The organism is Bacillus sp. TH30 (assembly GCF_016650875.1).
Taxonomy (GTDB): domain Bacteria; phylum Bacillota; class Bacilli; order Bacillales; family Bacillaceae_G; genus Bacillus_A; species Bacillus_A mycoides.
In genome coordinates this window covers 4,847,646-4,872,871 of the sequence record NZ_JAEKEY010000002.1, presented here as the reverse complement: position 1 = coordinate 4,872,871, position 25,226 = coordinate 4,847,646, and the positions used below count along the sequence as shown (strand labels likewise).

The window sequence follows — 25,226 nt, the reverse complement described above, 5'->3', positions numbered from 1 at the left end:
AAAAAAAGCCTATTTTGAAATATACAATCAAAATAAGCTTTTTCTATTACCTCTTATAATCATCCACAATTACTTGAATTACACGATAAGATTCTTCTGCCACTATCTTATTACTAGTCTTATTCGCATCATATGTAATTAACGTCTTCCAAAGTGCCCATCCTCTCGCTCTATTCCACGTTCCTTCATCTATGCGCAATACTTCTTTAAATACGTTTCTACTATTCTTATCAAAAAATGTCCATGCCATCGCTGCATCACAAGCCGGATCTCCTACTCCTAAAATACCAAAATCAATTACGGCACAAAGTTTTTCTTCTTTAACAAGTAAGTTCCCTGGCGCTACATCTCCATGAACCCAAACTGGTTTGCGATCCCATGTTGACCTAAGTGCTAAATCCCAAAGATGCTTTAACAATGTCTCATCAAAAACATCCTTATTATTTTCAATGGCCACTCTCGCTTCTTCATCGTATACAGATATAAGTCCGCCTCGGTAAAAATTATGCGCTCCAGCTAATGGCCCGTTACTCGCATCAATTGATTGTAACTCTATTAAAAATGAGCCTAAGTCCGCCGCAAATTCATCTAAGTCACGAACATTTTCTTTCGTGACTGTCTCTCCCTCGATCCACTTATTAATAGACCAAGGCCACGGATACTCTTCAGTCGGATTCCCTTTCGCAATTGGTGCAGAAATTTGTAAAGAAAGTCCCTTACTTAATATAGGTAACCAAGTGTTTTCTTTCTCTACTTGCGGTGCATATGCTACATCACTTGGTAATCTGACACTCATCTCGTCCCCTAGGTGAAACGTTCTATTATCATGACCGCTAAACTTTACAGGTTTCACTTCTAAATATGCCCATTGAGGAAACTGTTCTTGTATTAACTTCTTAACTAAACTTACGTTAATTGGATTCATTCACTTTCTCCTTTTCTTTTGAAACTTACTAAATCCATCCGTACTACCGATATATTCAAAACCACATCGCTTATAAAAACCATTCAACGTTTGGTTATGCCCAACACAATCTAACTTCAAATACTCTTTATCACTTTGCACATTCTCTTCTATCCTATGCAAAATCCATTCCCCTTATACTTCCGTTTCACCGCAAATCTATGAATATATAATGAATCAGAAGCTTCCTCTTTACCAAAAATATGTTCATCCCATTCATTTTGTTTAGGAGAAGCTGTAACCGTACCAACTATTTCATCTTCTTTCATAACAACATATGTATATTTCTCTCTTATACATTCTAGTATTTCAGCCGTAGCTTCCTCTCCTAAAAGATACTGCCACTGATCCACTTCTTTATATTGTAGCCATTGTGCTACTTCTTTTAATAAAATGATAATACTATCACTTTGATCTTCAGTAGCAATTCGAATTGTATATTCTTTACTTATATTTCTCTCCATATTGCCGTTCCCCTTTCAAATTGCTACCATACTGACATACGAGTCCTTCCATCATTTTCATCTGTAATATATTCTACATAAAATCCTTGATTCAGTGCGTTTTCATATATCATTTCAATCTCTTCTTGGTTTTTTGCATAAATTTGTATGTAATCACCATCCGCTACTAATACGACTACTTCACACTTACTCTTCTTAAATTCTTCATATGTTTCAATTTCTCCTAGTACTTTCCCTTTTGGATATGCTTTTAAGTCTACAAATAAAAGATAATATATGTTATCTTTTATTAGCTTTTTTAATTCTGATCCTTCCATGATCTCGTTATCTTCTGAAAATAATTCTGGACCTAATTCATTCCCTATTATTGTATAAGCTTCCTCCCTTCCCATGACTTGCCAATCAAATGCAGTAATATCAATTGGCTTTAACACTTTCCAAAGTAAATTATCATATCCATCTAGAATATCTACTGTAATCCCTCTTTTCATATGTCTGCTCCTAGCTTATTTATTTTTGTTTCATACATTATATATCAAATTTAATTACTATATTTTGTCGATACCTATGCACATCATAAAAAACCGCTCCACTACTAGTGAAACGGTTTCCTTCTGCTTACATTTACATATCTTATTCAATTGTTGCACCGCGTTTTAAAATAATTTCTAATATGTTCAACACATCAGCCATTCATTTTGAACACTCACTTCGACTTCACAAAATAATATAAAAACCACACCGCATGATTTTGTTCATCTGCAGCTATTCTGCGCAATAACTCTTTCATAGATGCATCTGCTGCTTCATCTGAAATTTCCAAGTAAAAATCTACGGTCTTTTGCTCATCTTGTATAGCGAACTCTAATCCCTGTAAGTACGTATTAGGGCAATTTTCCGTAATCTGTGGTTTCGGCTGTCTGCCAGTTAAATTCGTATAGATTTGTACAAAATGATGAAAATGCCTTATTTCATCATTACGAATTTCAAGAATTTGTTTTTGTTCTACTTGATTTGGAGCCATGTTAGCTAATTTTGCATAGCAGCTTATAGCGCTATACTCTCCGTTTATAGCTTTTTCAATATCACTAATTAGCTTATCATTCTGTCTATACCAATTATCATAATTCGAATTATACATCGTATCCCCTCCGTTATTTCACATAACATTTTATGCATTTTGAAATAGTAGGAGCATGTATACAAAAAAGAACCGCAAATCCAAACTCTTCGATTACCTTTAAAATATTGAAGAACCTATCTATCACTGCTTTATTTTCTTATAGAGTAATAATGAGTTCACAAAAAAAAACGGTTCACTATTAGTGAACCGTTTTTTATCTATTACACGTATCATTCCATTTTATTTATACACAATTTTAAAATACGAATAAATAGTTAACACATAATATCCAACATAAATTATACAATATGCACCACTACTAATTAAAATAGGAATAATGATGTTATATATAGGCATGTTGTTTATTATTGGTATCGCAAATAAGCTATGAACAAGTCCGACTATTAGAGGTGAAATAAAACTAAAGCTAACTTGCTTCGAAATTGACTTTCTTACCTCTTTTTTCGTAACACCTATTTTACGAAGAGTTTCATAATATCTCTGATTAGCATACGCTTCAGATAATTGTTTATAATATATAATTGAACCTGTCGCCAATACAAATATAACCCCTAAAAAACTTCCAATAAATAACGCAACTCCATACAGTTGCATAAAATCTCCATTTGTTTCAGATTGCCCTACATAATACCCTGCTGCTACTGTACTAATTGCAGTTAAAGCTGTAGCGCTTAATATAGCAATTATTGCAAGTAACTTAGCGTTTCCTTTTACTCGGTATAGTAATTGCGAAATGTTTATTATATTTATACCGCTATAAAATATTTCTCTTTTACTTCTAATTTTCTTTAAAACAATAACTGTATAAGAAGTGAATAGAAAATATGTCCCAAAAACAACTAAAAACAAAATAAAAACTGGAATCATTATAGGATTTATAATAGGGTTCATAGGATCAATGGGATTCCGCACAATATTTACTACTTCACGGAAGAAGCCTGCTAGTATATATCCTAATCCCATTAAAATAAGACCTATATACGCCCTAGGTACAGAACCTTTTGGCATCCGTTCTCCTTGATGATTAGCTTGAAACATTTCAATCAATGGAAATTTATAAATAATGCGAGAGTTTTTCCATGCTGTATATAATAAAATAGATAAAAAGACGATGAACGTGTCTATTATCGCTTTTATAGATAACTCGAAATGAATAGGTACATTTAATTTCATTAAACTCATTAGCAGTTCTAAAAATAACTTAAAACTCATACTGCCAATCAGTATGCCAACTACTAAAGCAACGCCTCCCATTATCATAGTCTCACAAAATAACATCGTACCAATTTGTTTTTTAGTTATTCCTAGTAAAGAATATAATCCTACCTCTTTTTTTCGTTTCCTTATAAAAAAATTAGTAGAATAAATAATAAATATAGCTATAAAAATAATGAGAATCACTTTTGAAGATTGAAGAACACTATTAATCATCACATTATTAACCATTTCTTTTTTTATTTGAGTACTATATCGAAGTGATGCAAATATAAAATAGATAAGCATACTTGAAGCTAACGATACAAAATAGAGTATATACTCTTTAAAATTACGCCGTATGTTACGTTGAACTATATTAAATAAATTCATTTATCTTAACCTCCAGGAAATGATTGATGCAAAATATTACAAAGGGCAATGCTAGATAAGGTCACCAGCCATCCCTCCAGAAATGGAAGACATTACATCAATGATTTGTTGAAAAAAAGAGTGAATACTCGCAGGAGTATTTACTCTTTTTTGAAAACACCTTACTAAAAAATTACCCTGTTCACTTATTCATACCGCAGACACTCAATCGGATCCAATTTAGCCGCTTTATTAGCCGGCAGTATGCCAAAGACAATACCAATTGACATCGATATTCCAACTGAGAGTAATCCAAGACTTACAGAAATAACTAGTGGCCATTCACCTATTGACGAAGCGATCCAAGCAAAAAACATACCTAATCCAAAACCAATCGCCCCGCCTAATGACGTTAAAATACATGCTTCGATGAGAAATTGTGTTAATATTTTTCCTCTCGTTGCACCGAGCGCTTTTCGAATACCTATTTCACGTGTACGCTCTGTAACGGATACAAGCATGATATTCATCACACCAATACCACCTACGATTAAGGAAATTCCAGCAATACTAGCAAATACTATTTTCATCGTTCGTGTTGACTCTTCTATTTTTTGACCATATGCTTTCGTATCCTCGACTGTAAAAGAATGCTCAAATTCTGGGGATTTCAATTCATCCAATACAGATATAGCTTGTTTTTCTACAGCCTCTCGCTCACTTGGAGAAGTTAACTTAATTTTCACTGTATCGTATTCCTCAATCCCTGCAATTAAAGGTGCATTGTCGATAGATGTATATCCTTCATACAATTTAAATTGACGTTGAAAACCGTCTTCATATTTGTACACCCCAACAACCTTATATGGTTTTCCTTTTATATCTATATACAAATCATCTTTCCAATTATCAAATAGTGTTTTAAATAAATCTTCAGCTACAATTACAACAGGAATTGGCTTTTTTAGTTCATCCGGTGTTAACTCTCGCCCATGTACCATTTTCATTTTAGAGTCCTGCATAAAGTTTCCTGTTCCCCCATTTAAACTAAAGGAAACATTTTTTGATCCCGTATATACTTTTACGTCCATATGCACATTGGGATACACATCTTTTACACCTCGTATCACTTGCAATTGCTTTACCATATGTGGTGTAATTTTTGCTTTTTCTGTCGGAGAATCCGGGTTGAAGTATTCTATTTTAAGTTCATCCATATGCTGATTCTCTGCAAGTTCCTTTTGCATCTTTGCAGTCTGTCCATCTCCCATTGAAATAATTGTAATAATTGCACTGATTCCAATAATAATGCCTAGCATTGTTAATATAGATCGCATTTTATGCGCAAAAATAGAAGATATGGCCATGCGTATATTTTCATTCGTATTCAAATTTATTCTCTCCAATCTTGTACGATATTGCCGTCACGAATTACAATTTGACGTACTGCTGCTTCTCCGATTTCACGATCGTGAGTAATCATAATAATCGTTGAACCTTGTTTATTTAATTCGTAAAAGAGCTCCATAATTTGTTCACTCGTTTTCGTATCAAGTGCACCAGTTGGTTCATCGGCTAAAATAAATTTCGGATTATTTACAATCGCACGCGCTACAGCAACACGCTGTTTTTGAGCACCTGATAGCTCACTTGGAAGATGGGTAGCACGGTCAGCTAACCCAACTTTCGTTAAAGCAGCTAACGAACGCTCACGTCTTTCTTTTTTATCAACTCCTGCATAAATAAGAGGTAATTCTACATTTTGAAGTGCTGTAAGCCTTGGTAGTAACATGAAATTTTGAAATACAAAGCCGATTTCTTTATTACGAACGTGTGCAAGTTCTGTTTCAGACATGGTTGAAATATTTTGACCAGCTAGCTCATACGTACCTGCCGTTGGTTTATCTAAACAACCGATAATGTTCATTAAGGTTGACTTACCAGAACCAGATGGTCCCATAATGGAAGTGAATTCCCCCTGGTTCAGTATTATATCGATTCCATGTAATATTTGGACGGACTCTGTACCGTTTTGAAAAGATTTCATGATGCCTTTTAAATGAATCATTTTGTGTTAACCTCCATACCATCTTTTACATTTTTCATAGGTTCAGAGATAATTTGTACACCTTTTTTCACTCCAGAAACTTTTGCTTCATGATTCGTTTCAAATTCAACCGTAACCACTTGTTCTTTCACTTTTCCATCTTTTACAACGAAGACAACATCTTTGTCACCTTTTTTTACCATACTGCTTTTCGGAACGATTGTACCTGTTGCTTCACCTGTTTTGTTTGTCACGTTTACGTGGAAACCGTTTTGTAATCCTTCACTATCGTTCAATGTAACAGTGAATGGATAGCTGGAAACTGTTTTGTTTTCATCCATATTTTTTAATGGTGTGGATCCGATTTCTGTAACTTTTCCTGTCCACGTCTTACTAGATACAGTTTTTGATGAAACTGTTACTTCTTGCCCAATCTTCACACTCGCAAGCTCATATTCAGACAGTTGGCCTTTTACTTTAAATGGACCAGCGTGACGAAGCGTAATTCCGCTCATACCAGCATCATTATTTTTGACAATGTCATCAATTACACCATCAGCCGGGCTCGTTACAGAAAGTGTGTTCACTTTCTCTTTTGCTGATTTAATTATTTCATCAGCTTTTTCTACTTCAAACTTTTTCATTTCAAGTTGCGATTCTAATTGTTGCACTTCGATTTCTGATGCTTTTAACGCTTCCTCAGGAAGACCAGCGTTTTTATCTTTTTTTAGTTTCTGCTTCGCTGAATCCATTTGTTTCTGATGCAATGTTACACCTTGTTTAGTAATAGGGTCATTATATTTAAAAAGAAGCTGTCCTTTTTTACTTCATCACCTTTTTTAGCAGCTAATTCATTCGTACCTTTTGTTGGATCGAATGAAATTGCTTCTATACCATTTGGGATAACTTCGCCACCTAATTTTTGCTCATTCTCTATTTATTTTTCTGTCACTTCATATATTTTATAAGTTTTAACTGGTTCAGATTCTCCTGCAAATGTCATATAAGACCCGACCCCTAAACCAATTGTAATTACACCAACGATGACTAGTTTTTTTGCTTTCTTCATAATATCCTCACTTTTTCATGTGTTTTATTTTTAGAAACTGTATGTCCTCTTCTTTAATAGTTTTTGATATATAAAGCCCCGTACATACTATGTACAATATAAAAAGCCCCACTTTTTCATTACCAGTTCCTCCTTGACCTAACATACGTATAGGGTAGAAAAAACTAGTTAAATAAAAAGTGGGGTAAACATTAAATTTTTATTAAATTCTTGAACTCTCTTCTTTTGGCAATCTTACTTCAAATATTGTTCTAATTATATTACTTTCTGCTGAAATCGTTCCATTATGCTGTTCAACAATATTTTTAGCAATAAATAACCCAAGGCCCGTACCGCCCTGCTGCCCTGTTCTTGCTTTATCACCTGTATAAAGCATGTCAAAAAGATAAGGCAAATCTTCTTCTGGAATGCTATCTCCGTAATTAATAATTTGTACGATAACCTCTCCATTATCAATATATCCATTCATATCAACAAATTGTCCATTATCTCCGTATCTAACTGCATTTGTTACAAGATTTTCAAATACTCGAGCTAACAAATTCCCGTCACCGTAAATATATAAATGAGGATTAACATTCAACCTAGCTTCTAAATGATGTTTCTCCAATAATGGATACAATTCCTCATCTAACTGTATAAGCAACTCACTTATATTAATTGTTTTTTTATCTAACTTTAGCACGCCATAATTCATTCGCGTAATTTCAAATAACTCATCAATTAAACTTTCAAGTCGCTGCGATTTCGCAAATGCAATCATAGAAAAACGTTTAATCTGCTCCTTTGACAAATTCTCATCTTTAAGAATTAAATCTAAATAACCTAAAACTGATGTTAAAGGCGTTCTTAAATCATGTGCTAAGTTAACAATGAGCTGATCTTTACTACTTTCTGCAAAATCACCTCTCTCAACCGCCTCTTTTAATTTTTCACTCGCTATATTAATTTCACGCGCAATCTCGCCAAATTCATCATTTGAAGTAATATGAACTTTCTTTGTAAAATCACCGTTAGCAAGATGGTGAATACCGTTAGAAATTTCATTAAAATATTTTAAGTATGGTTTTGTTAAAAAGAAAAAGAATACAACAGATAGTGGGATAAAACACATTAAAAAGAATTTAATATCTACGATTGGTCTAAATTGGGCTAAGTAATCTTCGTAATGTACCATCGTTCTATAATAAAGCTGTAATACTTTATAGATTATATATGTTCCGCCAGCTGCTAACACCATGCTTAGCGCAAACAAAGCAATCATTTTAAAACGAAAACTTCTCATCATGTTAGCCATTGAAAGTATAACCTACCCCCATACCGTTTTTATTAACTTATTCTTTCTTGTATCCTCCCCAATTTTTTTTCGTAAAGTACGAATATGTACCGCAACTGTACTTCCCCCATCATAATAATCATCCGCCCACACTTGCTGAAGGATATTTTCCACACTGTACACTTTTTTCGGATGGCTCACTAATAAATATAAAATATCAAACTCTTTTGGGGTTAATTCAATTTGTTCTCCGTATACATTTAGCTTTCGTTGCTCAAGATTAATAACCACTCCACCTACTTCTAAAACGGATTTGTTCTCCTCTACTTTCGGTTGATTTAACGTAAGAAATCGACGTAGTTGTGCATTTACACGCGCAACTAATTCAATTGGGGCAAAAGGCTTTGTCATATAATCATCCGCACCTAGTACAAGACCTGTCACCTTATCAAAATCAGATGTTTTCGCGCTTAGAAAAATGATTGGCATATTATACTTCACACGAATTTGTCGCGTTACTTCATAACCATCCATTTTTGGCATCATAATATCTAAAATAACTAAATCAATTGGTTGCGATTGAATAATAAGAACAGCTTCTTCTCCATCAGTAGCTTTCACAACATGATAACCTTCTTTCTCTAAATGTATCCCAATTAATTCAGCAATTTCCACCTCATCATCCGCTATTAAAATTGAAATCTGCTTCATTTTGCTCTTCCCCTCATTCCTTTTTCATACGTCCAATTTTAAAATAGTCTATTTTGTTTATATCATCTTAAAAGAACATTATTATGAGATTCTTACTTTTTAGAGATAACTTCGAGTACTATATTTCTTCTGCATTTTTTTTGCATGTTTATGTTTTGTTAACTTTGCAACACCCTCTACGATTTCACATTTTATGGTAGAAAATGTAGAAAAACTAACAAAACTAAAGTATATCAGAGATAATAATTATATAGTACAACAGATTTTACAGTAGGATCCCTTCATATCAAGCCTAGCTAAGTGACAGTTAGCTTCACAAATAACTAACTTCCTTTCATTATATCAATATATTTTGTACCCTTACTTGTATTTCAACATAAAAACCGCTCCACTACTAGTGAAACGGTTTTTCCTTTACTTATTTTTATGCATTCACTTCAGTTTTTTGCTCCTTTACTACACTACGTTTGAAAGCTGTTCCAAGTATAATAACCACGCTTACTACACCAATCCAAACGAGTACAGTAAGAGGAGTATTCCAAGCTAATCCTTTTCCAAAGAAGAATATTTCTCTAAGCCCTTCAATCATAAATCGCATTGGCAACCATTCGTACACCCAATCTTGATAAAATGGTGACATCATTTCAGGCGCTAATGCTAATAGCGGTGCCCCAAAGAAAAGTAATAGAGCGAATATACCTATACCCTTTAGTCCAACTAATGAAAGCACCGCAGAAATCATTAAGAAGAAACAAAAAGAAGTAATGGATAAGAACAGAGCCGTATCCGTGAAATTCGGGATATTTAATCCTACCATTCCATCAGCTATCCATGTAAGACCAAATCCAATTACAAGTGTAGCAATTGCTCCTGTTACTATTTGTTTTAGTTTTAATACAAAGTTTTCTTTTCTTGTACCTACTGGCATTTTACTTATCGCAATAAAGATAATTGCTGCGCTCGCTAAACTTGCAATCCATAACGGCTGGAATAAAGACATTGGCGAGTTACCGTTCGCACTATTTTTTCCGATTTCATTCACATTTGTTACTTTCTTTGTAATAGGTGTTACTACATTTGAAACTTGATCCGTTGTTAATGTAGTCCCTTTTGCTTTAAATCCTTCCAATAGTTGTGTACGAACGTTATTGTTCATATTATCAACTACGCCATTTAACATTTGCCCTGCCATAGTTGAAGCCGCCGTATTCATTCCTTGATTTATATATATTTCGACTTCAGGCGAAGATGGCTGTGGTGTTCGTAATGATGCTTGTTTTACGCTAAAGTCTTTCGGAATGACTAATGCTGCATAATACTCTTGATTATTTAAGCCTTTTTGAACTGCTTCTTTATTTTGCACTTCTACCCACTTTACCGCAGGTTCTTCCTCTGATTTTGATGTCTTTTTCATATTATCAACAATTGTTTGCCCCATATTCATCTTCGGTTGATTCGGAATTTCTACTCCTTGATCCTCATTTACAATTGCGATTGGTAAGTTTTTCGGCTTAGGTTGAACGGTTGGAAATAATGTTAATGAAAAAATAAAAACAACAAGTAGTGCAATAACTGGAGATAACAATAAAAGTTTGTTTTTAAACATTTTCTTTTCTCCTCCTTTAATTTGATTTATAATAACCAACAACGTGTTGTTTATTTATATTTGAATTATATGTTCGAGTTGAACCTTATACAATAATCAAAAATCGTGAATGTGTCGGTTATAAGACACATCCTTAAAATGTGTTGGCTAAAATTAAGGAGGGACATACTTTGCGCGATAGTAATCTAGATTTACGTGTTATTCGTACGAAAACTGCCATACGAAATGCATTAGTGGAATTAATTGAGGAAAAAGGTTTTGACGCCATTACAGTGAAAGATATTACTACGAAGGCAAACATAAATCGTGGTACATTTTATACACATTACCAAGATAAATTTGATTTAATGACAAAATGCCAAGAAGAAATTATGTATGAATTTTCTAGCATTGCTAAACAGAGATTACCGGAAGTTATTGCTGATCTTGGATCAAGCCCTTCCCCCACAATGCCATTTATACTTATCGCTTCTATTCTTGAATTTCTAAATGAAAATAGTGATTTTATGAAAGCTGTACTAAGCCCAAAAGGAGATTTATCTTTCCAAACGAAACTGAAAGACTTTATGTGGAAAACACTATTTGAAGATACGAATGGGCCTCTCATTAATAAGGAGGATTTACTTGTCCCAAGCCAATACTTAGCTTCTTATATGGCATCTGCTCATATAGGTGTCATTCAACAATGGTTAAATAATGGACAAAAAGAAACACCTGAGGAGATTGCTCGTATTTTATCAACAATCGCAGTTCATGGACCTTTTTATGCGGCTGGTTTAAAGAAATAAGTCCGCTATATAATAAAAGATCATCCACTATAATAGCGGATGATCTTTTATTTCATTACAACACTTCAATATACCCTTCTGTTCCATGTACCCGGATTCGTTGTCCGTCTTTTATTAATTTCGTAGCATTCTCTACTCCGACGACTGCTGGTAATCCATATTCACGTGCGATAACTGCTCCATGTGTCATCAGTCCGCCAACTTCGGTGACTAACCCTTTTATAGACACAAACACTGGTGTCCATCCAGGATCAGTAAAGGCAGTAACTAATATATCTCCATCTTCTAAATTCGCATCTTCCATATTTAAAATAACGCGTGCTCTCCCCTCAATCACTCCTGAAGAAACAGGCAGACCTACGATTGCTTCAGCCGGGAGATTTTCTCGTTTGTACTTCCCAGTAATGATTTCTCCATCAGACGTCATTACACGTGGAGGCGTTAGTTTTTCATATAATTTGTAATCATTTTTTTGTTTATGAATAAGCTCGTAATCTAGTTTATTCGTAAGGACAACTTCGTGAAGTTCTTCAAAAGTTAGATAGTATATATCTTCTACTTCATGAATAACGCTATTTTGCACGAGTTGCTCGGCTTCTTTCAATATTGCCTGCTTATATATGAAATAGCGATTAATCATACCGTATTTTGGATATTCACGATAACCGATAAAATTCCGGATGTTACGAATCATTCGCTTCGTCTCTTCTATTTTTTGTTTACCATCCGGCAAATGCTGTAATCGATCTACTAACTCTTCTTCTTTTTTCAAAGCTTCCTGCAGTCCTTCTTCAAATTTCCGTTTACTAGCACCATCTTCAAAATCTCTTATATTATTTAAAATCATCGGGATAATGGTTGTTGGCTTTTCACTCCAGCGCGTTTTCGTAATGTCGATTTCTCCGCTGCATCTCATTCCGTATTTATTTAGAAAAGTTAGAATGGCATCTCGAGCTTTTTCTCCGCCTTTAAATTGAACTAATTCATCTAAAAAGTTATCATTTTCTACATGTTGTAAATACGCAATAACTTCTGGATATGGCCGAATCACATCAGCAACATCGAGTAATGCTAGCCCCATTTCAGACGTAATATTGTTTTGTACTGATTGAGAAAGTGTGTCTGCTGCATTCTTTTCGCCTAGCCATTGCTCCATTTTTTCATTGATCCATGTTGAAGCATCCATACCTGCCATAATGACAGCCATACTTTGCGGATGAAATAATATTTTCTTTAATTGCTGCATATCTTCCAAAATAAAATCAAGTACATCCACCCCTGATTTCGTTTGCATGTTTCGTTTTAACTCTTCGATTGATGCTTGATTCATCTTTATTAAATCCGTAACGATTGCTGGATTGTTTTCGACTTGTGGTTGCGTACTTGCAGGTGGTCCACTTTTACCAACACTCTTTTCTTTTTCATCATCTGGTAACAATGTAATAAAATCATCTCGCTCGACTACAGTCGTTAATGCATCTTTAATAAGCGGTTCCGAATTCCCTATCATATTTAATAAAAGTTCTCTACTAGTAGGCGAAGCCAATCTTTGTGCAACATCAACAAACAACCTTCCTCCAGCTTGAAACCTCTGTCCAAAAGATGTTAACTGGAATAAAGACATTCCTAATGGCTTCAAGGGGTCGGTCATCATTTGCTGGTGACCAACCGATACATACACATGATTTTCCCCATCATTTACTTCTGGTATTGGATATAAAGTCGTGATTGGGCGACTTTGGACAATATAAAATGTATCATCCACTAAACACCATTCAATATCTTGCGGACAACCAAAATTAGCTTCAATCTGTCTTCCGATCTGTGCTAGTTGTAATATTTGTGGTTCAGACAATGTTTGAAGCTTTTGCTGAACCGAATCAATCTGTTTCGTCTCTGTTCCGCCCTCTTTTAAAGCATAAATAGCTAATTTTTTAGTCGCTATCATCATTCCGGTAATTTTGCCTTCTTTTACTTTATAATTATCAGCACATACTAAGCCAGAGACTAAAGCCTCACCGAGTCCAAAACTTGCATCGATTGATAGCACCTTCCTATTAGAAGTAATCGGATCAGCAGTAAATAAAATGCCCGAAGCCTCCGGAAAAACCATCCTTTGAACGACAACACATATAGAAACTTGACTATGTTCAAAGCCATTTTGCATGCGGTACATAACTGCTCGCTCTGTAAATAAAGAAGCCCAGCACTTTCTTACATGCTGCAAAATCGCTTCTTCTCCGATGATATTTAAATACGTATCTTGTTGACCAGCAAACGAGGCATACGGCAAATCTTCAGCCGTAGCACTAGAACGCACTGCATAAGCATGTTCATTTCCAAAACGAGAGATATAATAAGCCGCTGCTTCCACTACATCAGAAGGAATTTCTACTGCCATAATGGTTTCTCTAATCTTCTTACTAATTTCAGCAATTTGAGCCCGGTCTTCAATTTTTAACATTGCTAATTGACTCAACAAAGCTTGAAACGCTTCATTTTGTTCGATGGCCTTTTCATACCCTACCGTTGTAACACAAAAACCTTCTGGCACTTGTATTCCTTGAATGTTTGATAATGCCCCTAAATTCAATCCTTTTCCGCCAACGAGCGAAAGCTGCGTTTTTTCTATTTCCTGAAAATCGAGAACGAAAGAACTCATGTAACATCTCTCCTTACTATGCGTGTGTTCTTGATTGTAGCAGTAGTAAATAAGAATAAACAGTCTATTTCGAACGTGATTTACATGATATAATTAAGTTAGGAAGAGATGATTTTTTATTTCTCCCCCTCTAATTCACTTCAATTACATCAACAAACTTAAACATCCTTTGATTATGAAAAGCATCGGTACAAGTAATCGTCTTATTTAATGGATTTATATCAGCTACTGTTATGTAATTTTTATATAGATAGCCATCTTTATAATATGTAAGTAAAACCTCTTCTTCACCTAAAAATGAACATAGCAGCTTATTTCCAATCATTTCCTTTGCATCTTGCGTCAAGATTGGACGCGGGACTTTCGTTTGCTCCTGTATCATTTCTTTAATACAGACGAACTGCTCTGGCATACTGGCATACTGGCAAACGGTTGCCACTTTACCATACCTCTTCCTTTTGGCATATTAGCATTCTTCACGATTTATGTCCTCCTAATAATGTGTTTCTATATCTTGCTGTTGCGACGTTTGTGTAGGAAATGCCACGTAAAATACTGTTCTTACCAAATCGTGTTCGAATTTCGTCCATAACCTTCGTTAATCGCATTTCTTTTTCCCTTTGTATAATGTTATCGAAAAGTGAAATTTGCTCTTCTCCTTCATTTATTAAATTTGTTAATGAAATACTTATCGATCGAATCGGCTCCCCTGTATGCCGCTCGTATAAAAAATATGTACAAACATTATAAATATCCATCGTTAAATTTGTTGCTCTATTTAACGTATGTGCCTTTCTTATTCCCCCGCCATATTCCTTGCTATACCCGACTGAAAAATGTATCGTTTGCGCGTATTTCTTTTCCCTTCTCAACCTATAACAAACTTCTTCTATATGCTCTAATAAAATAACTATGAACTCTTCTATCGAATAATCACGAAATAATATTTGGCTTTTCGCTATAGATGTTGTCGCTGGAACATATTTCTCTGCTATTCTGCTGAAATCAATCCCGTTACTATGCAAGTGTAATTCTTCTCCTATTACACCAAATGATTGTTTTAAATAATTCAATGGGTACTCTGCTAAATCCCCAATCGTATGTATACCTTTTCGATTTAATTTCATTTCCGTTTTATACGATATACCCCAAAATTTACTGAGTGCTCTAATACTCCATAACTTCTCGGGTATATCGTCATATGTCCAATACGCTATTCCATCTTTATTCTTTTTCGCCTCAATATCCATCGCTACTTTACTCAATAATAAATTCGGACCAATACCAATCGTACTTTCGATCCGTGTACGTTCATATATTTCTCTCTTGAACTTTAATGCGAATTCGCATGTCCCATAGTAAATAAAGCCAAAGCCAATCCATTAAATATAAAATAACAAAGACAATTCCTATTATTTTATGTTTTTAAACTCTCTTACCTTACTCATTTCCATTTCATTAAAAAAGTCGATTCTCCAGCAACGGTACTTATTATTTAAAACTTGAAACGTTATAGCTATATGATGGCTACAACTCTTTAAATATGAAACGAAACTTAAATATACCTATAAAAATTGACATTGATTTAAAGAATGAAAAACTACAACATGATATTTATATTAATCAAAATTCCGTTCTGTTATTTAACATGGGGTATCACCACATCACTATCAAACTAAGGTTTTGTACTATCTATAAAGCGAAAAAAAGCCATCCTTTCTGTATATTTCTACAAAAAGAATAGCGCTTTTTTCATTATATAGATACATTCCATAATGTATCTTCATTGTTAAATGACGGTTAAACAAGTTTTGTTACATATTTCAACCATAGCCCACCATCTTCAAGTTTTTCTACTTCTTTTAAGAAGAAATCTACTGGATGCTGGTTTCTATTTTGATTACAGAAAGAAAGCCTTTATTAAAACATATGGTTGCTAATTTAATTGCGATCTTCCTTGCACCCAAGCAGCAATATCATTTATAACATACTCAGGTATATTAGCAGGACTATAATATTCATCCGGCTTACTTATTTCCCCATCCCCCTCTGTAAAGAAATGATTTAACTTTGGATATAGTCGATAATCAACGTTATCTCGTTCTTTTAATTGTTCTTTCCAAAGAGGAATTTCGATTTTTGATTGAACTTGATAGTCTCTTTCTCCTTGAATAATAAGAAGCGGTGTCTTTTGTTCTTTTGACATTTCTGCTGCTTTAATTTTCCGGATAGAATCCCAAAATACTGCTGATCCTAAGTAAAAATCTTTTGGGGGATTCTGACTAGAGAAATTGGGATCATTTAATAATTCAAATTGCGATTTGTAGAATTTATATTCCTCTAGGTTCATTGCTCCAATAGAAAAAAGGTACTCAAATTGATCTAAAACAACGTCTTGGATCGTACGAGCTGGCCCTCCCATTACAATTGCCCCAGCAATATTTTGATTTTGGTCTTTTTCAATCATTTTCGGAAGCATCATTCCACCTTGACTATGACCCAGAATATAAATTTGATTCTTATCTATTAGAGGCTCATTTTTAAGAAATTGAGTTACAAGAAGAGCATCATCTGTTGTCTCTTTATCAACTGTATAAAAGGGACTGAATTGTGTTTTCAACCCATGTTCATATGTTCGTTTATTATAGCGAAGGACAGCAATTCCCTTCGATGCAAGACCTTCAGCTAAATCGCGAAATGGTTTTAAAGCAAACGCTGTTTCATCCTGATCAGTTGCTCCAGATCCTTGAACAAGAATAACCGCTGGGAAAGGACCCTTTCCTTTTGGAACAGACAATGTTCCTGGTAATGGAAATGCACCACTTCCAACTACTACTTCTTTATCAACAAATGATTCAGGCTTACTATATGATGGACGCTCTGCAACAGGACTAAACGACATGCTGAGTTGAAAATCGTCTATTTTTCCAGATGGATCTAGTTTTATTAGTAAAGGTACAGTCATTTGTTCAAAAACTAATTGAATCTCCACATTTGTATGAACAGGATTTGTCTCTTTTTGTGTAACCTCTCCAATTTCTATAAAAGAACCTGCTTGTAATTGAACTGGCAGTCCCTCCCAATAGCTCTTCAACCATTCTTTGGATATTATTTTCTGTAATGACCTTGAGGTTAAATCAAATGCAGATTTATAATCTTCACTATTCATATGGCGAATAAATGAAAGAGTAGTAGATATAATAGGATTTTCATCATCACTATTGTCTACTTTTTTTATAGTTGTGTTTGCTTCCTTTAATTTCGAAATAAATTGGTGGTTAAACAGATAATTATATGTATCAGGATATAAGCTTGTTTTCAATACTTCCGTATTCCGTCCCTCATACAAACTTGAAGAACTCGTAAAATTTTCAGGTGAAATTACTTCCTCCGCATATGATACTGAGGGAATTGTTATTGTACAAATTGCACTGACAAGTAATAACTTATTACTTATTCTTCTTTTCTTACCCATAATTATTGATTCTCCTTTCAAAATTAAAAATTTCTAATACAGTATGCCAGCTATAAGGAAAATAAAAATTATCAAAGAGATTAATAATCTATTTTACGATCCCCCTCTCAAGTTAAAAAGCTATCATTAACAAGCTTCAATAAAAAATGCCTTCCCCCTCTTTTTTTATCGTTGGATTTTCCAATGACCTAGAAGCACAGCACTAAATTACATGTAACTGCCCCATGGGATTCTCTATTCCAAAAGAAAAAAGCACCCCACTAGATGCTTTCTTTAATTGTTCTCACTATCATTTATTTAGATAATTCTCTTATTACTGTAAGATAAATTTATTCTAGTTCCTAAATCCCACTTATTTCTTAATTCACTCATACCAATATAAAACCAAATAACCTACCATCAAAAAATAAAGAAAACAGGTTATTTGGCTATTCATTCCGTAAGCTTAATGCTCAAGTTAATCTTTTTTTCACACGGTTAAACTTTATTAAGAAAACCTTAAGGAATTTCCCTCTATATTTATAAGAATTTTTTCTATACTGAATCATGTAAATGAACAAGAGGAGAAACGATCATGAAGAAATTTGTAATTTGCATACTAGGAATAGGCCTCCCTATATACTTACTACCTTTCATATTACGCGGAGATTTAGACAGATTTAATCCGATTGCTGAAGAAAAAAATGTATACGCTATTGCGGAGGAATATGGCGTTCCAGATTACCATCATAAAGGAAGAGCTATGTACTCGCTAAAAGGTGTTGATGAATTAAGGAATGAGAAGGAATATAAAGTAGGAACGAACACTCCTAATGATTTTATAAGAAAAACTTACTTAAAAATTCATGTGAAAGGTAAGTATGTCTATTCCTACGACATTATTTCTGAAAAGGACATTCCGGAGAAAATAAGGGGACAATTGGAGATAGCAAATAAATAAAAGAGCCAATTCGTACGAGTTGGCTCTTTATTATCTCTCCCACCTACCGTTAGGCTATCTTCCTACACATGCTTGAGATGGGAGAATCCTTTCGGTAAATTTATTACATTCGCTATCATTGTTTTAATAACCATTCTTCAATTACTTTCACTGTTTCATCTCGTTGTGCTTTTGACGTAATTAAGCTCGCATTATCACCTTTTTGCTCACCATACATGCCAAAATGAGCATGGTTTCCGCCTTTTATCATGTGCATAGTTGTATTCTTTGACATTAACTTTTTACTGTTCTCTATTTTTTCTACAGTTGCTAAAGCATCTACTTCTCCATAAATTGATAACATTGGAATCGATTTGGTAGAAAAATCATCTGCAGGATACGAACCTAAGAAAATGATCCCGTCTACCTTGTCTTCATGTTGAAAAGCATACTTAGAAATCATAGCTCCTCCCATTGAATGCCCCGCAACATACCATTTTTGAACTTCAGGATACTGTTCAATTACACTGTCTACTGCATTGATTCCAAGTATCGCTAAATTTAATGGTAACTTAGGCATTACTACAACATGCCCCTCTTTTGCAAGAGCTTTTCCTAAGTAACTGTAAGCCTCAGCTTCTACTTTAGCTCCTTGATAAAAAATAACCCCTATTTTAGCATCTTTCTCTCCAAATACTATATTACCTTCATCTTTTTTATCATCTACTAACGACAAAGCCTCTTTCGTTGGTTTATAAGTAAACTGAGACCAAGTCAAAAACGTAATACTTCCTATAAGTAAAATACCTAGTAAAGAGTAAAGAACAATTTCCATCCACTTCTTCACATATATGCCCTCCCTAAGATGTGTATATTTTATACTTTAAATGATTATTTATATAATTGTCGAATAATCTTAACTAATAAATTTAGAAAAAATAATACGAGCCCTCAAATGCCGTTTTAAAATGAGTTCAATATATTCATCATAAAACACAGGCTTCATACACAAAGTAAAATTTCATAAAGAAAAAGTCGATTTCTTTATCGTATAGGAAATCGACTTTTGGCTTAGTTATTGATTTAGTAGTAAAAAACACCTTGTTAAGATAACCACGTTCACTATAGACGTTGATCTTTCTGGAAGTTTAGACGAAAATGATCTTCATCATTATATACCCCAAATTCATACCCTTGCTCTTTATAAAATTTAATAATTTCAGGAAGAGCTTGTAATGTTTGCGCCTTTTCATGCATTAAAACAACTTCTACTTCTTCTGTTGTCTGTTTCTTTACATTTTCGATAATCTGAGTTGGATTATCTTTTAACTTCCAATCATTTGAGTCTATTGTCCAATCCCAAACTTTTATTGCTGCTTCTACAATTTGATTACGAATTTCCTCACCCTTTAATCCTGGTGCAGATCCATATGGTGGACGGACTAGTTTAGGAGTTGTACCCGTAATATTATGGATAAGATCTAACGTTTCTTTCATCTCTGGTACAAATTGTCCTTTTTTGTATAACTTATCACTATTATGTGTCATACTATGTGCACCAATATAATGTCCTTCTTTTACTGCTCGTTTTACATTTTCCTGAAAACCTGTATTTTGTAAATTACTACCTTGCATAAAAAATGTCGAAGCAACATTTTGCTCTTTTAGTACATCTAAAAATTTCCCAGTCAATTCGCTAGGACCGTCATCAAATGTTAAATACACAACTTTTCCTACCGGTTTTCCATCAGGTCTTTTCTGTTTTGTCGGTTGTGTTTCCTTTTTCTTTTCTTGTTGTTGCGTATTAACTTGTTTCATACTTTCATTAGCTACTCCCTTCGCTGGGATAGAGTGCCATTTTCCAATTAAAAAGAAAGTGAAAAAGGTCGTTGCTAAAACAACTCCTAGAGATATTATTACCTTAGTTAATCGACTTGTTTTTTCCTTACTTTGTGATTCTTTCATTATTTTTCGATCCTTTCCCTATTAATTTTCATATTCATTATTTATAAGGCTGAGCCTTTACTCGACTGAATCATTAGTTTCAACCGGTATCTACAATAAATAGATTAATAGAGACGGATAAAGATAAAATGCAGATAATGTCGATTTTGTTTAAAAATGATAAAAACGTGTAGAACGAAAATTCTACACGTTTTTATTTAAGTAGAAGAAAAATAACACTCCATCTTCTGTATTCGAAACACCATATTCCGCACCATGCAGCTCTAATATATTTTTTGAAATAGCAAGGCCCAATCCTGTTCCACCTTTGGAGCGTTGACGAGACGTATCTCCTCGATAAAAACGATCCCATATTTTCTCTAAATGTTCTAGTTCAATATGTGCTCCTTTATTTTCTACACATACTTTTACACGTTCATTCTCTTCTATTGTAGAAATAATAATATTCTCCTGTTCTGGTGTGTAACGAATCGCATTCGTAATAAAGTTAGTCACCACCTGCTCTATTCGATGTGGATTTGCAACTACCTCAATTTTAGAAAGTTGTTTATGGACATGTAATTGCTTAGCTGTTATATCCGAGGTTAATTGCTCACATATATAATCAATCATCTCATCAATATGGAAAACATCCATTTCCATTTTATACGTACCAGACTCGAACTTTGCTAACTCCAGCATATCAATAATGAGCATATCCATTTTATCTACTTCTTTTGACATTGCTTTAAAGTAATAATCCTTTTTATTACTAGCAACACCATCCTCCAAAATTGAAATACAACTTTTCATAATACTTAAAGGTGTTTTTAACTCATGTGAAACACCCGCGATAAATTCTTTACGTGTATTTTCTAATTGCTTTTCTTTCTCTATATCTTGCTGCAATTGATTAATATACGAATGCAAAGCCTTAGAAAGTGTATTAATATTTTTTGATAAATCACCTATTTCATCCTTTGTAGTAATAGGTATCGTCTCTGAGAAATCTAAACCAGCGATTTTTTTGTAGTATCATTTATTTGTAATAGTGGTTTGGCGATTTTATTTGAATAATAGAACGATATCAAAACGATTAAAATCAATACAAATATAATTAAATATACATAATAATCCTTTATCATTTGCACAGCTTCATCAACTGGCTGTAATGATGTCATAGCAAATATATAATTCACCTTACCATCTGCATCTATTGTTGGTTTGATTAATAGTTTATATTTAATATCATTTTCTTCATAATCCACTATTTCTGTAGAAGTAATATTATTTGGTTTTTGATTTAATATTAAATCAACCTGAAATTGTTTTATTCTATCTATTAACACACGATTTCCATAAATAGAGTTAGTTCCTACAGTACCCTCCGGTAACTGCACGTTCTTAATACTTCCTGCTAAATATAACTGTGAATTTTCTTTTGAAGATGCGACTTTTGGGCCATATAACTTCTCTGACAACTGCTTGTTCTCCAAACCAATATTCTTCTCTTTTATTGTTAACATCGCAGGGACTACTGCATCACCTTCCTGCACTCCATCGATAATAATATGATTCCCCTGTTCTAAACTATCTTTTATCCTTTGTATATCTTCTAAATTAACAAAACTATACAACGGTATCTGAATTAAACGTTCAGAAAAGGTGTTATTTCCGTTAGGATCTAACTGAATTTCTAAAGAAAAATCATTTGCATATTTTATATTCCCTACACTATTTAACGTTGTAATCCATGTCGCATTATCTTGGTAGAAATTTTGTTCCAACTCTTGAATCCTTTTCGCGTCATCTCCAGCTTTTATATATGCCTTTTCAAAGGATTGAATATTCGTTTTAATATCATTAACTTTTCGATTCGAATAATATTGCTTAAAAAATATGGTTTGTCCAATAAAAATAGTCACTAAAATAAGTGTGCATAATGCCGTTGTTAATATAAATAACTTTAATACAATTCCTTTTTTCATACCTGCCCCTCAAATTTATAACCAGTTCTAACAACGGTTACAATACAAGTCGCTTTTCGCCCTAATTTATGACGCAAATTACGGATATGACTATTAACAGTACGATCATCCCCAGCGAATTCATAACCCCAAATTTTATTGATTAGTTGTTCTCTTGAAATTACAATCCCTTGATTTTGCATGAAATACGTTAATATTTCAAATTCTGTATGCGTCAGATTTATTTCTTTCTCATCTATATTTACTGTACGAGAAGGGAAATGTACATGAATACCACTACTAGTTAATGTGTCTTCAATAGATACATTAACAGTAGAAGTATATCGGCTTTCAATTAATCGTTTTGCTCTTGCCAATAAAATAGGAGGACTATATGGTTTTGTAACATAATCATCTGCTCCCAGTTCAAATCCGAGTAAGGTATCATCTTCATCCACCCGAGCCGTTAGCATAATAATAGGTACATTAGATTTCTTACGAATTCGCCGGCAGACCGCCCAACCATCTAATTCCGGTAACATAATGTCTAAAATAATTAAATGTACCTCATGTTCTTCAAATATAGATAATGCTTCTTTCCCATCAATCGCCTCTAAGACGTTATATCCTTCGTTAAGTAGGTAATCCTTCATTATTTCACGTAAAATATCTTCATCTTCTACAATTAAAATTGTTCTTTGCATATTTCATCTTCCCCATGATTAATTTTATTTTTATAAAGAAATAGTTCATTTTATATTTTAACCAATTAGAAATCTTTCACTATTTCTGTCACTACTAAATGTAACATAGTTATATCAAGATAATAGCATACTGATATAAAGATAAAATGCAGAGATAGCCTTACTATTGAAATTCCATTATAATTTTGTAATTGGAATGAATTTGAATCACATAAAGAACCAGAAGAAATAATATGATTTGGGAGGTATCACGATGAGCCTTTTAATTAGAAAGTTAGAAACAAATGATTTAGACAATCACCCGGAGATTGATGACAGTTTTATAGTGAATGCTCGGTTAATTCTTTCTCTTTCAAAAGTAAATAGACGCATAGAATATACAGTAGAAGACGTTCCGAGTTATGAAAAAAGTTATTTACAAAATGATAATGAAGAACTGGCGTACAATGAATATATAAATAAGCCCAATCAAGTAATTTACATAGCACTGTTACATAACCAAATCATCGGATTAATAGTATTGAAAAAGAATTGGAATCACTATGCTTACATAGAAGATATAACGGTGGATAAAAAACATCGTACACTCGGGGTTGGTAAAAGATTAGTTGATCAAGCAAAGCAATGGGCAAAAGAAGCCAACATGCCCGGTATCATGCTTGAAACGCAAAATAATAATGTCGCAGCATGTAAGTTCTATGAAAAATGTGGATTTGTAATAGGTGGATTTGATTTTCTTATTTATAAAAGTTTGGATATGACAAGTGATGAAGTTGCAATTTATTGGTATTTGCATTTCAAATGAAAATAGTTTACAACATTAAACAAACTCAAAATAAAAACCCCAATCTCTCTAAATTAAAATTGAGAAATTGGGGTTAAGTTACTTAACAATATTTTTATTTAAAACAAGTAGCTGATTAATAATCCTGCTGATAATAAGAAGCCGAAAATCGTATTTGTCATCGCTGTTGATTTCATTGCGATGCGCATATATCCGGGATCCTTTGCTCCTTTTTGGAAACTTTGAATTGCAGAGATTGGCTTTCTCAAACCTAGGAACATAACTAATGCCCAAGGGCTTAAATAACCCATCAATACAATTACCACGATCCATGAATAAGCAATGAAAAAGGCTACAGCTAGTGTTACTACTGCTTTCTCTCTTCCAAGGAGGATTACTAATGTCTTTCTTCCACCTTTAATATCTTCTTCGATATCTCGGATATTATTCGACATATTGATTGCACCAACTAAAATTCCAATTGGAATGGAAATCAATACACTTTCAATCGTTATAGTATTCGTTTGAATAAAGAAAGCAATGAGTACAAAACATGTCCCCATTAACAATCCAGAAACTAGTTCTCCAAAAGGAGTGTACGCAATTGGTAATGGACCACCTGTATATAAATAGCCAACCGCCATCCCAATTAAACCAATGACGACTAACCACCAGCTGCTATTCATACAAATATAAACTCCAATAATTGCTGCTACTACATACAATAAAAGCGCAACTGTTAAAACATTTTTTGGTTTCAATCCATGACGGACAATTCCACCACCGATGCCAACAGAATCAGCGGTATCTAATCCACGTTTGAAATCATAATACTCATTAAATAAATTCGTTGCTATTTGCAATGCTAAACATGCAACCATCATCGCAATAAATAAAAGCCAATGAATTTCGGCAACATAAAGTGATGCCACTGTCCCTAAAATTACAGGAGAAAACGTCGCCGTTAATGTATGTGGGCGCGTCATCTTCCATATTAATTTAGCGGAACTAATTTCTTTTTCATTCCCCATAACTCTGTTCAATCTCCCTACATTTTAAGTATAAAATCACTAGAAGTATCTTTCTTTCTATTTCTTGATTCACATCCATTAATTATATCAAATAAATGATACCCC

At 33.7% G+C, this 25,226-nt stretch carries 17 protein-coding genes and 6 pseudogenes; 3 read left to right on the top strand and 20 right to left on the bottom strand.

Annotated features, from left to right (window positions below):
• Nucleotides 1-46: 46 nt before the first annotated feature.
• The 11 genes and pseudogenes from JFU20_RS27110 to JFU20_RS27055 form a co-directional block, all read right to left on the bottom strand.
• The gene (locus JFU20_RS27110) at nt 47-925 is read right to left on the bottom strand and encodes an aminoglycoside phosphotransferase family protein (protein ID WP_201039115.1); all 879 of its coding nucleotides are present in this window, start codon (nt 923-925) and stop codon (nt 47-49) included.
• Nucleotides 926-1,428, bottom strand: a pseudogene (locus tag JFU20_RS27105) (GNAT family N-acetyltransferase).
• 23 nt (nt 1,429-1,451) lie between these two features.
• Nucleotides 1,452-1,919, bottom strand: a complete 468-nt coding sequence (locus JFU20_RS27100) for a DUF2691 family protein (protein WP_002013648.1) — start codon at nt 1,917-1,919, stop codon at nt 1,452-1,454.
• Nucleotides 1,920-2,134: 215 nt separating this feature from the next.
• Nucleotides 2,135-2,569, bottom strand: coding sequence for a ferritin-like domain-containing protein (locus tag JFU20_RS27095; protein WP_002013647.1), 435 nt, complete (start codon nt 2,567-2,569; stop codon nt 2,135-2,137).
• A 222-nt stretch (nt 2,570-2,791) separates the two neighbouring features.
• Nucleotides 2,792-4,159, bottom strand: a complete 1,368-nt coding sequence (locus JFU20_RS27090; RefSeq protein ID WP_078206970.1) for an FtsX-like permease family protein — start codon at nt 4,157-4,159, stop codon at nt 2,792-2,794.
• A gap of 185 nt (nt 4,160-4,344) precedes the next feature.
• Nucleotides 4,345-5,529 carry an ABC transporter permease gene (locus JFU20_RS27085; protein WP_002165506.1) on the bottom strand — a complete coding sequence of 395 codons (1,185 nt, stop codon included), beginning with the start codon at nt 5,527-5,529 and terminating at the stop codon, nt 4,345-4,347.
• 2 nt (nt 5,530-5,531) lie between these two features.
• Entirely contained in the window at nt 5,532-6,206 is a 675-nt protein-coding gene (locus JFU20_RS27080) for an ABC transporter ATP-binding protein (protein WP_201039114.1), read from the bottom strand.
• Nucleotides 6,203-7,254: pseudogene (locus tag JFU20_RS27075) on the bottom strand (efflux RND transporter periplasmic adaptor subunit). The gene JFU20_RS27080 and the pseudogene JFU20_RS27075 overlap by 4 nt, the downstream one beginning before the upstream one ends.
• A gap of 202 nt (nt 7,255-7,456) precedes the next feature.
• Nucleotides 7,457-8,551 carry a HAMP domain-containing sensor histidine kinase gene (locus JFU20_RS27065; RefSeq protein ID WP_002165502.1) on the bottom strand — a complete coding sequence of 365 codons (1,095 nt, stop codon included), beginning with the start codon at nt 8,549-8,551 and terminating at the stop codon, nt 7,457-7,459.
• Nucleotides 8,544-9,241: pseudogene (locus JFU20_RS27060) on the bottom strand (response regulator transcription factor). The gene JFU20_RS27065 and the pseudogene JFU20_RS27060 overlap by 8 nt, the downstream one beginning before the upstream one ends.
• A 424-nt stretch (nt 9,242-9,665) precedes the next feature.
• A complete protein-coding gene (locus tag JFU20_RS27055) occupies nt 9,666-10,847 on the bottom strand; it encodes a YhgE/Pip domain-containing protein (RefSeq protein ID WP_201039113.1) in 1,182 nt (393 codons plus the stop codon).
• Between the two features lie 170 nt (nt 10,848-11,017).
• Here JFU20_RS27055 and JFU20_RS27050 point away from each other — a divergent pair, with 170 nt between their 5' ends.
• Entirely contained in the window at nt 11,018-11,635 is a 618-nt protein-coding gene (locus JFU20_RS27050; RefSeq protein ID WP_002165497.1) for a TetR/AcrR family transcriptional regulator, read from the top strand.
• Nucleotides 11,636-11,690: 55 nt separating this feature from the next.
• On the opposite strand, the gene ppsA is transcribed toward JFU20_RS27050, so the two are convergent.
• From ppsA to JFU20_RS27030, 4 genes and pseudogenes are all read right to left on the bottom strand, one after another.
• A complete protein-coding gene (gene ppsA / locus JFU20_RS27045; RefSeq protein WP_201039112.1) occupies nt 11,691-14,297 on the bottom strand; it encodes a phosphoenolpyruvate synthase in 2,607 nt (868 codons plus the stop codon).
• A gap of 130 nt (nt 14,298-14,427) precedes the next feature.
• Nucleotides 14,428-14,777: pseudogene (locus tag JFU20_RS27040) on the bottom strand (YolD-like family protein).
• Nucleotides 14,774-15,643, bottom strand: a pseudogene (locus tag JFU20_RS27035) (DinB/UmuC family translesion DNA polymerase); the annotation flags it as partial. The pseudogenes JFU20_RS27040 and JFU20_RS27035, both read right to left, overlap by 4 nt.
• A 590-nt stretch (nt 15,644-16,233) precedes the next feature.
• Nucleotides 16,234-17,772, bottom strand: a complete 1,539-nt coding sequence (locus JFU20_RS27030) for an alpha/beta hydrolase (protein ID WP_002165492.1) — start codon at nt 17,770-17,772, stop codon at nt 16,234-16,236.
• Between the two features lie 574 nt (nt 17,773-18,346).
• Between JFU20_RS27030 and JFU20_RS27025 the strand changes: the two genes are divergently transcribed.
• Nucleotides 18,347-18,712: a YxeA family protein gene (locus tag JFU20_RS27025; RefSeq protein WP_002013629.1), complete on the top strand. Its 366-nt coding sequence runs from the start codon at nt 18,347-18,349 to the stop codon at nt 18,710-18,712.
• A 115-nt stretch (nt 18,713-18,827) separates the two neighbouring features.
• On the opposite strand, the gene JFU20_RS27020 is transcribed toward JFU20_RS27025, so the two are convergent.
• The 4 genes and pseudogenes from JFU20_RS27020 to JFU20_RS27005 form a co-directional block, all read right to left on the bottom strand.
• Nucleotides 18,828-19,538 carry an alpha/beta hydrolase gene (locus JFU20_RS27020; RefSeq protein WP_201039110.1) on the bottom strand — a complete coding sequence of 237 codons (711 nt, stop codon included), beginning with the start codon at nt 19,536-19,538 and terminating at the stop codon, nt 18,828-18,830.
• A 275-nt stretch (nt 19,539-19,813) separates the two neighbouring features.
• Complete coding sequence (locus JFU20_RS27015) at nt 19,814-20,656, bottom strand: polysaccharide deacetylase family protein (protein ID WP_201039109.1); 843 nt, start codon at nt 20,654-20,656, stop codon at nt 19,814-19,816.
• Between the two features lie 183 nt (nt 20,657-20,839).
• Nucleotides 20,840-22,623, bottom strand: a pseudogene (locus JFU20_RS27010) (sensor histidine kinase).
• The gene (locus JFU20_RS27005; protein WP_201039108.1) at nt 22,620-23,306 is read right to left on the bottom strand and encodes a response regulator transcription factor; all 687 of its coding nucleotides are present in this window, start codon (nt 23,304-23,306) and stop codon (nt 22,620-22,622) included. Before JFU20_RS27005 ends, JFU20_RS27010 begins: the two are co-directional and overlap by 4 nt.
• 253 nt (nt 23,307-23,559) lie before the next feature.
• Between JFU20_RS27005 and satA the strand changes: the two genes are divergently transcribed.
• Nucleotides 23,560-24,111, top strand: a complete 552-nt coding sequence (gene satA / locus JFU20_RS27000) for a streptothricin N-acetyltransferase SatA (protein ID WP_201039107.1) — start codon at nt 23,560-23,562, stop codon at nt 24,109-24,111.
• 98 nt (nt 24,112-24,209) lie between these two features.
• Here satA and menA read toward each other — a convergent pair whose 3' ends face one another.
• Nucleotides 24,210-25,121: a 1,4-dihydroxy-2-naphthoate polyprenyltransferase gene (gene menA, locus JFU20_RS26995; protein ID WP_201039106.1), complete on the bottom strand. Its 912-nt coding sequence runs from the start codon at nt 25,119-25,121 to the stop codon at nt 24,210-24,212.
• Nucleotides 25,122-25,226 lie beyond the last annotated feature (105 nt).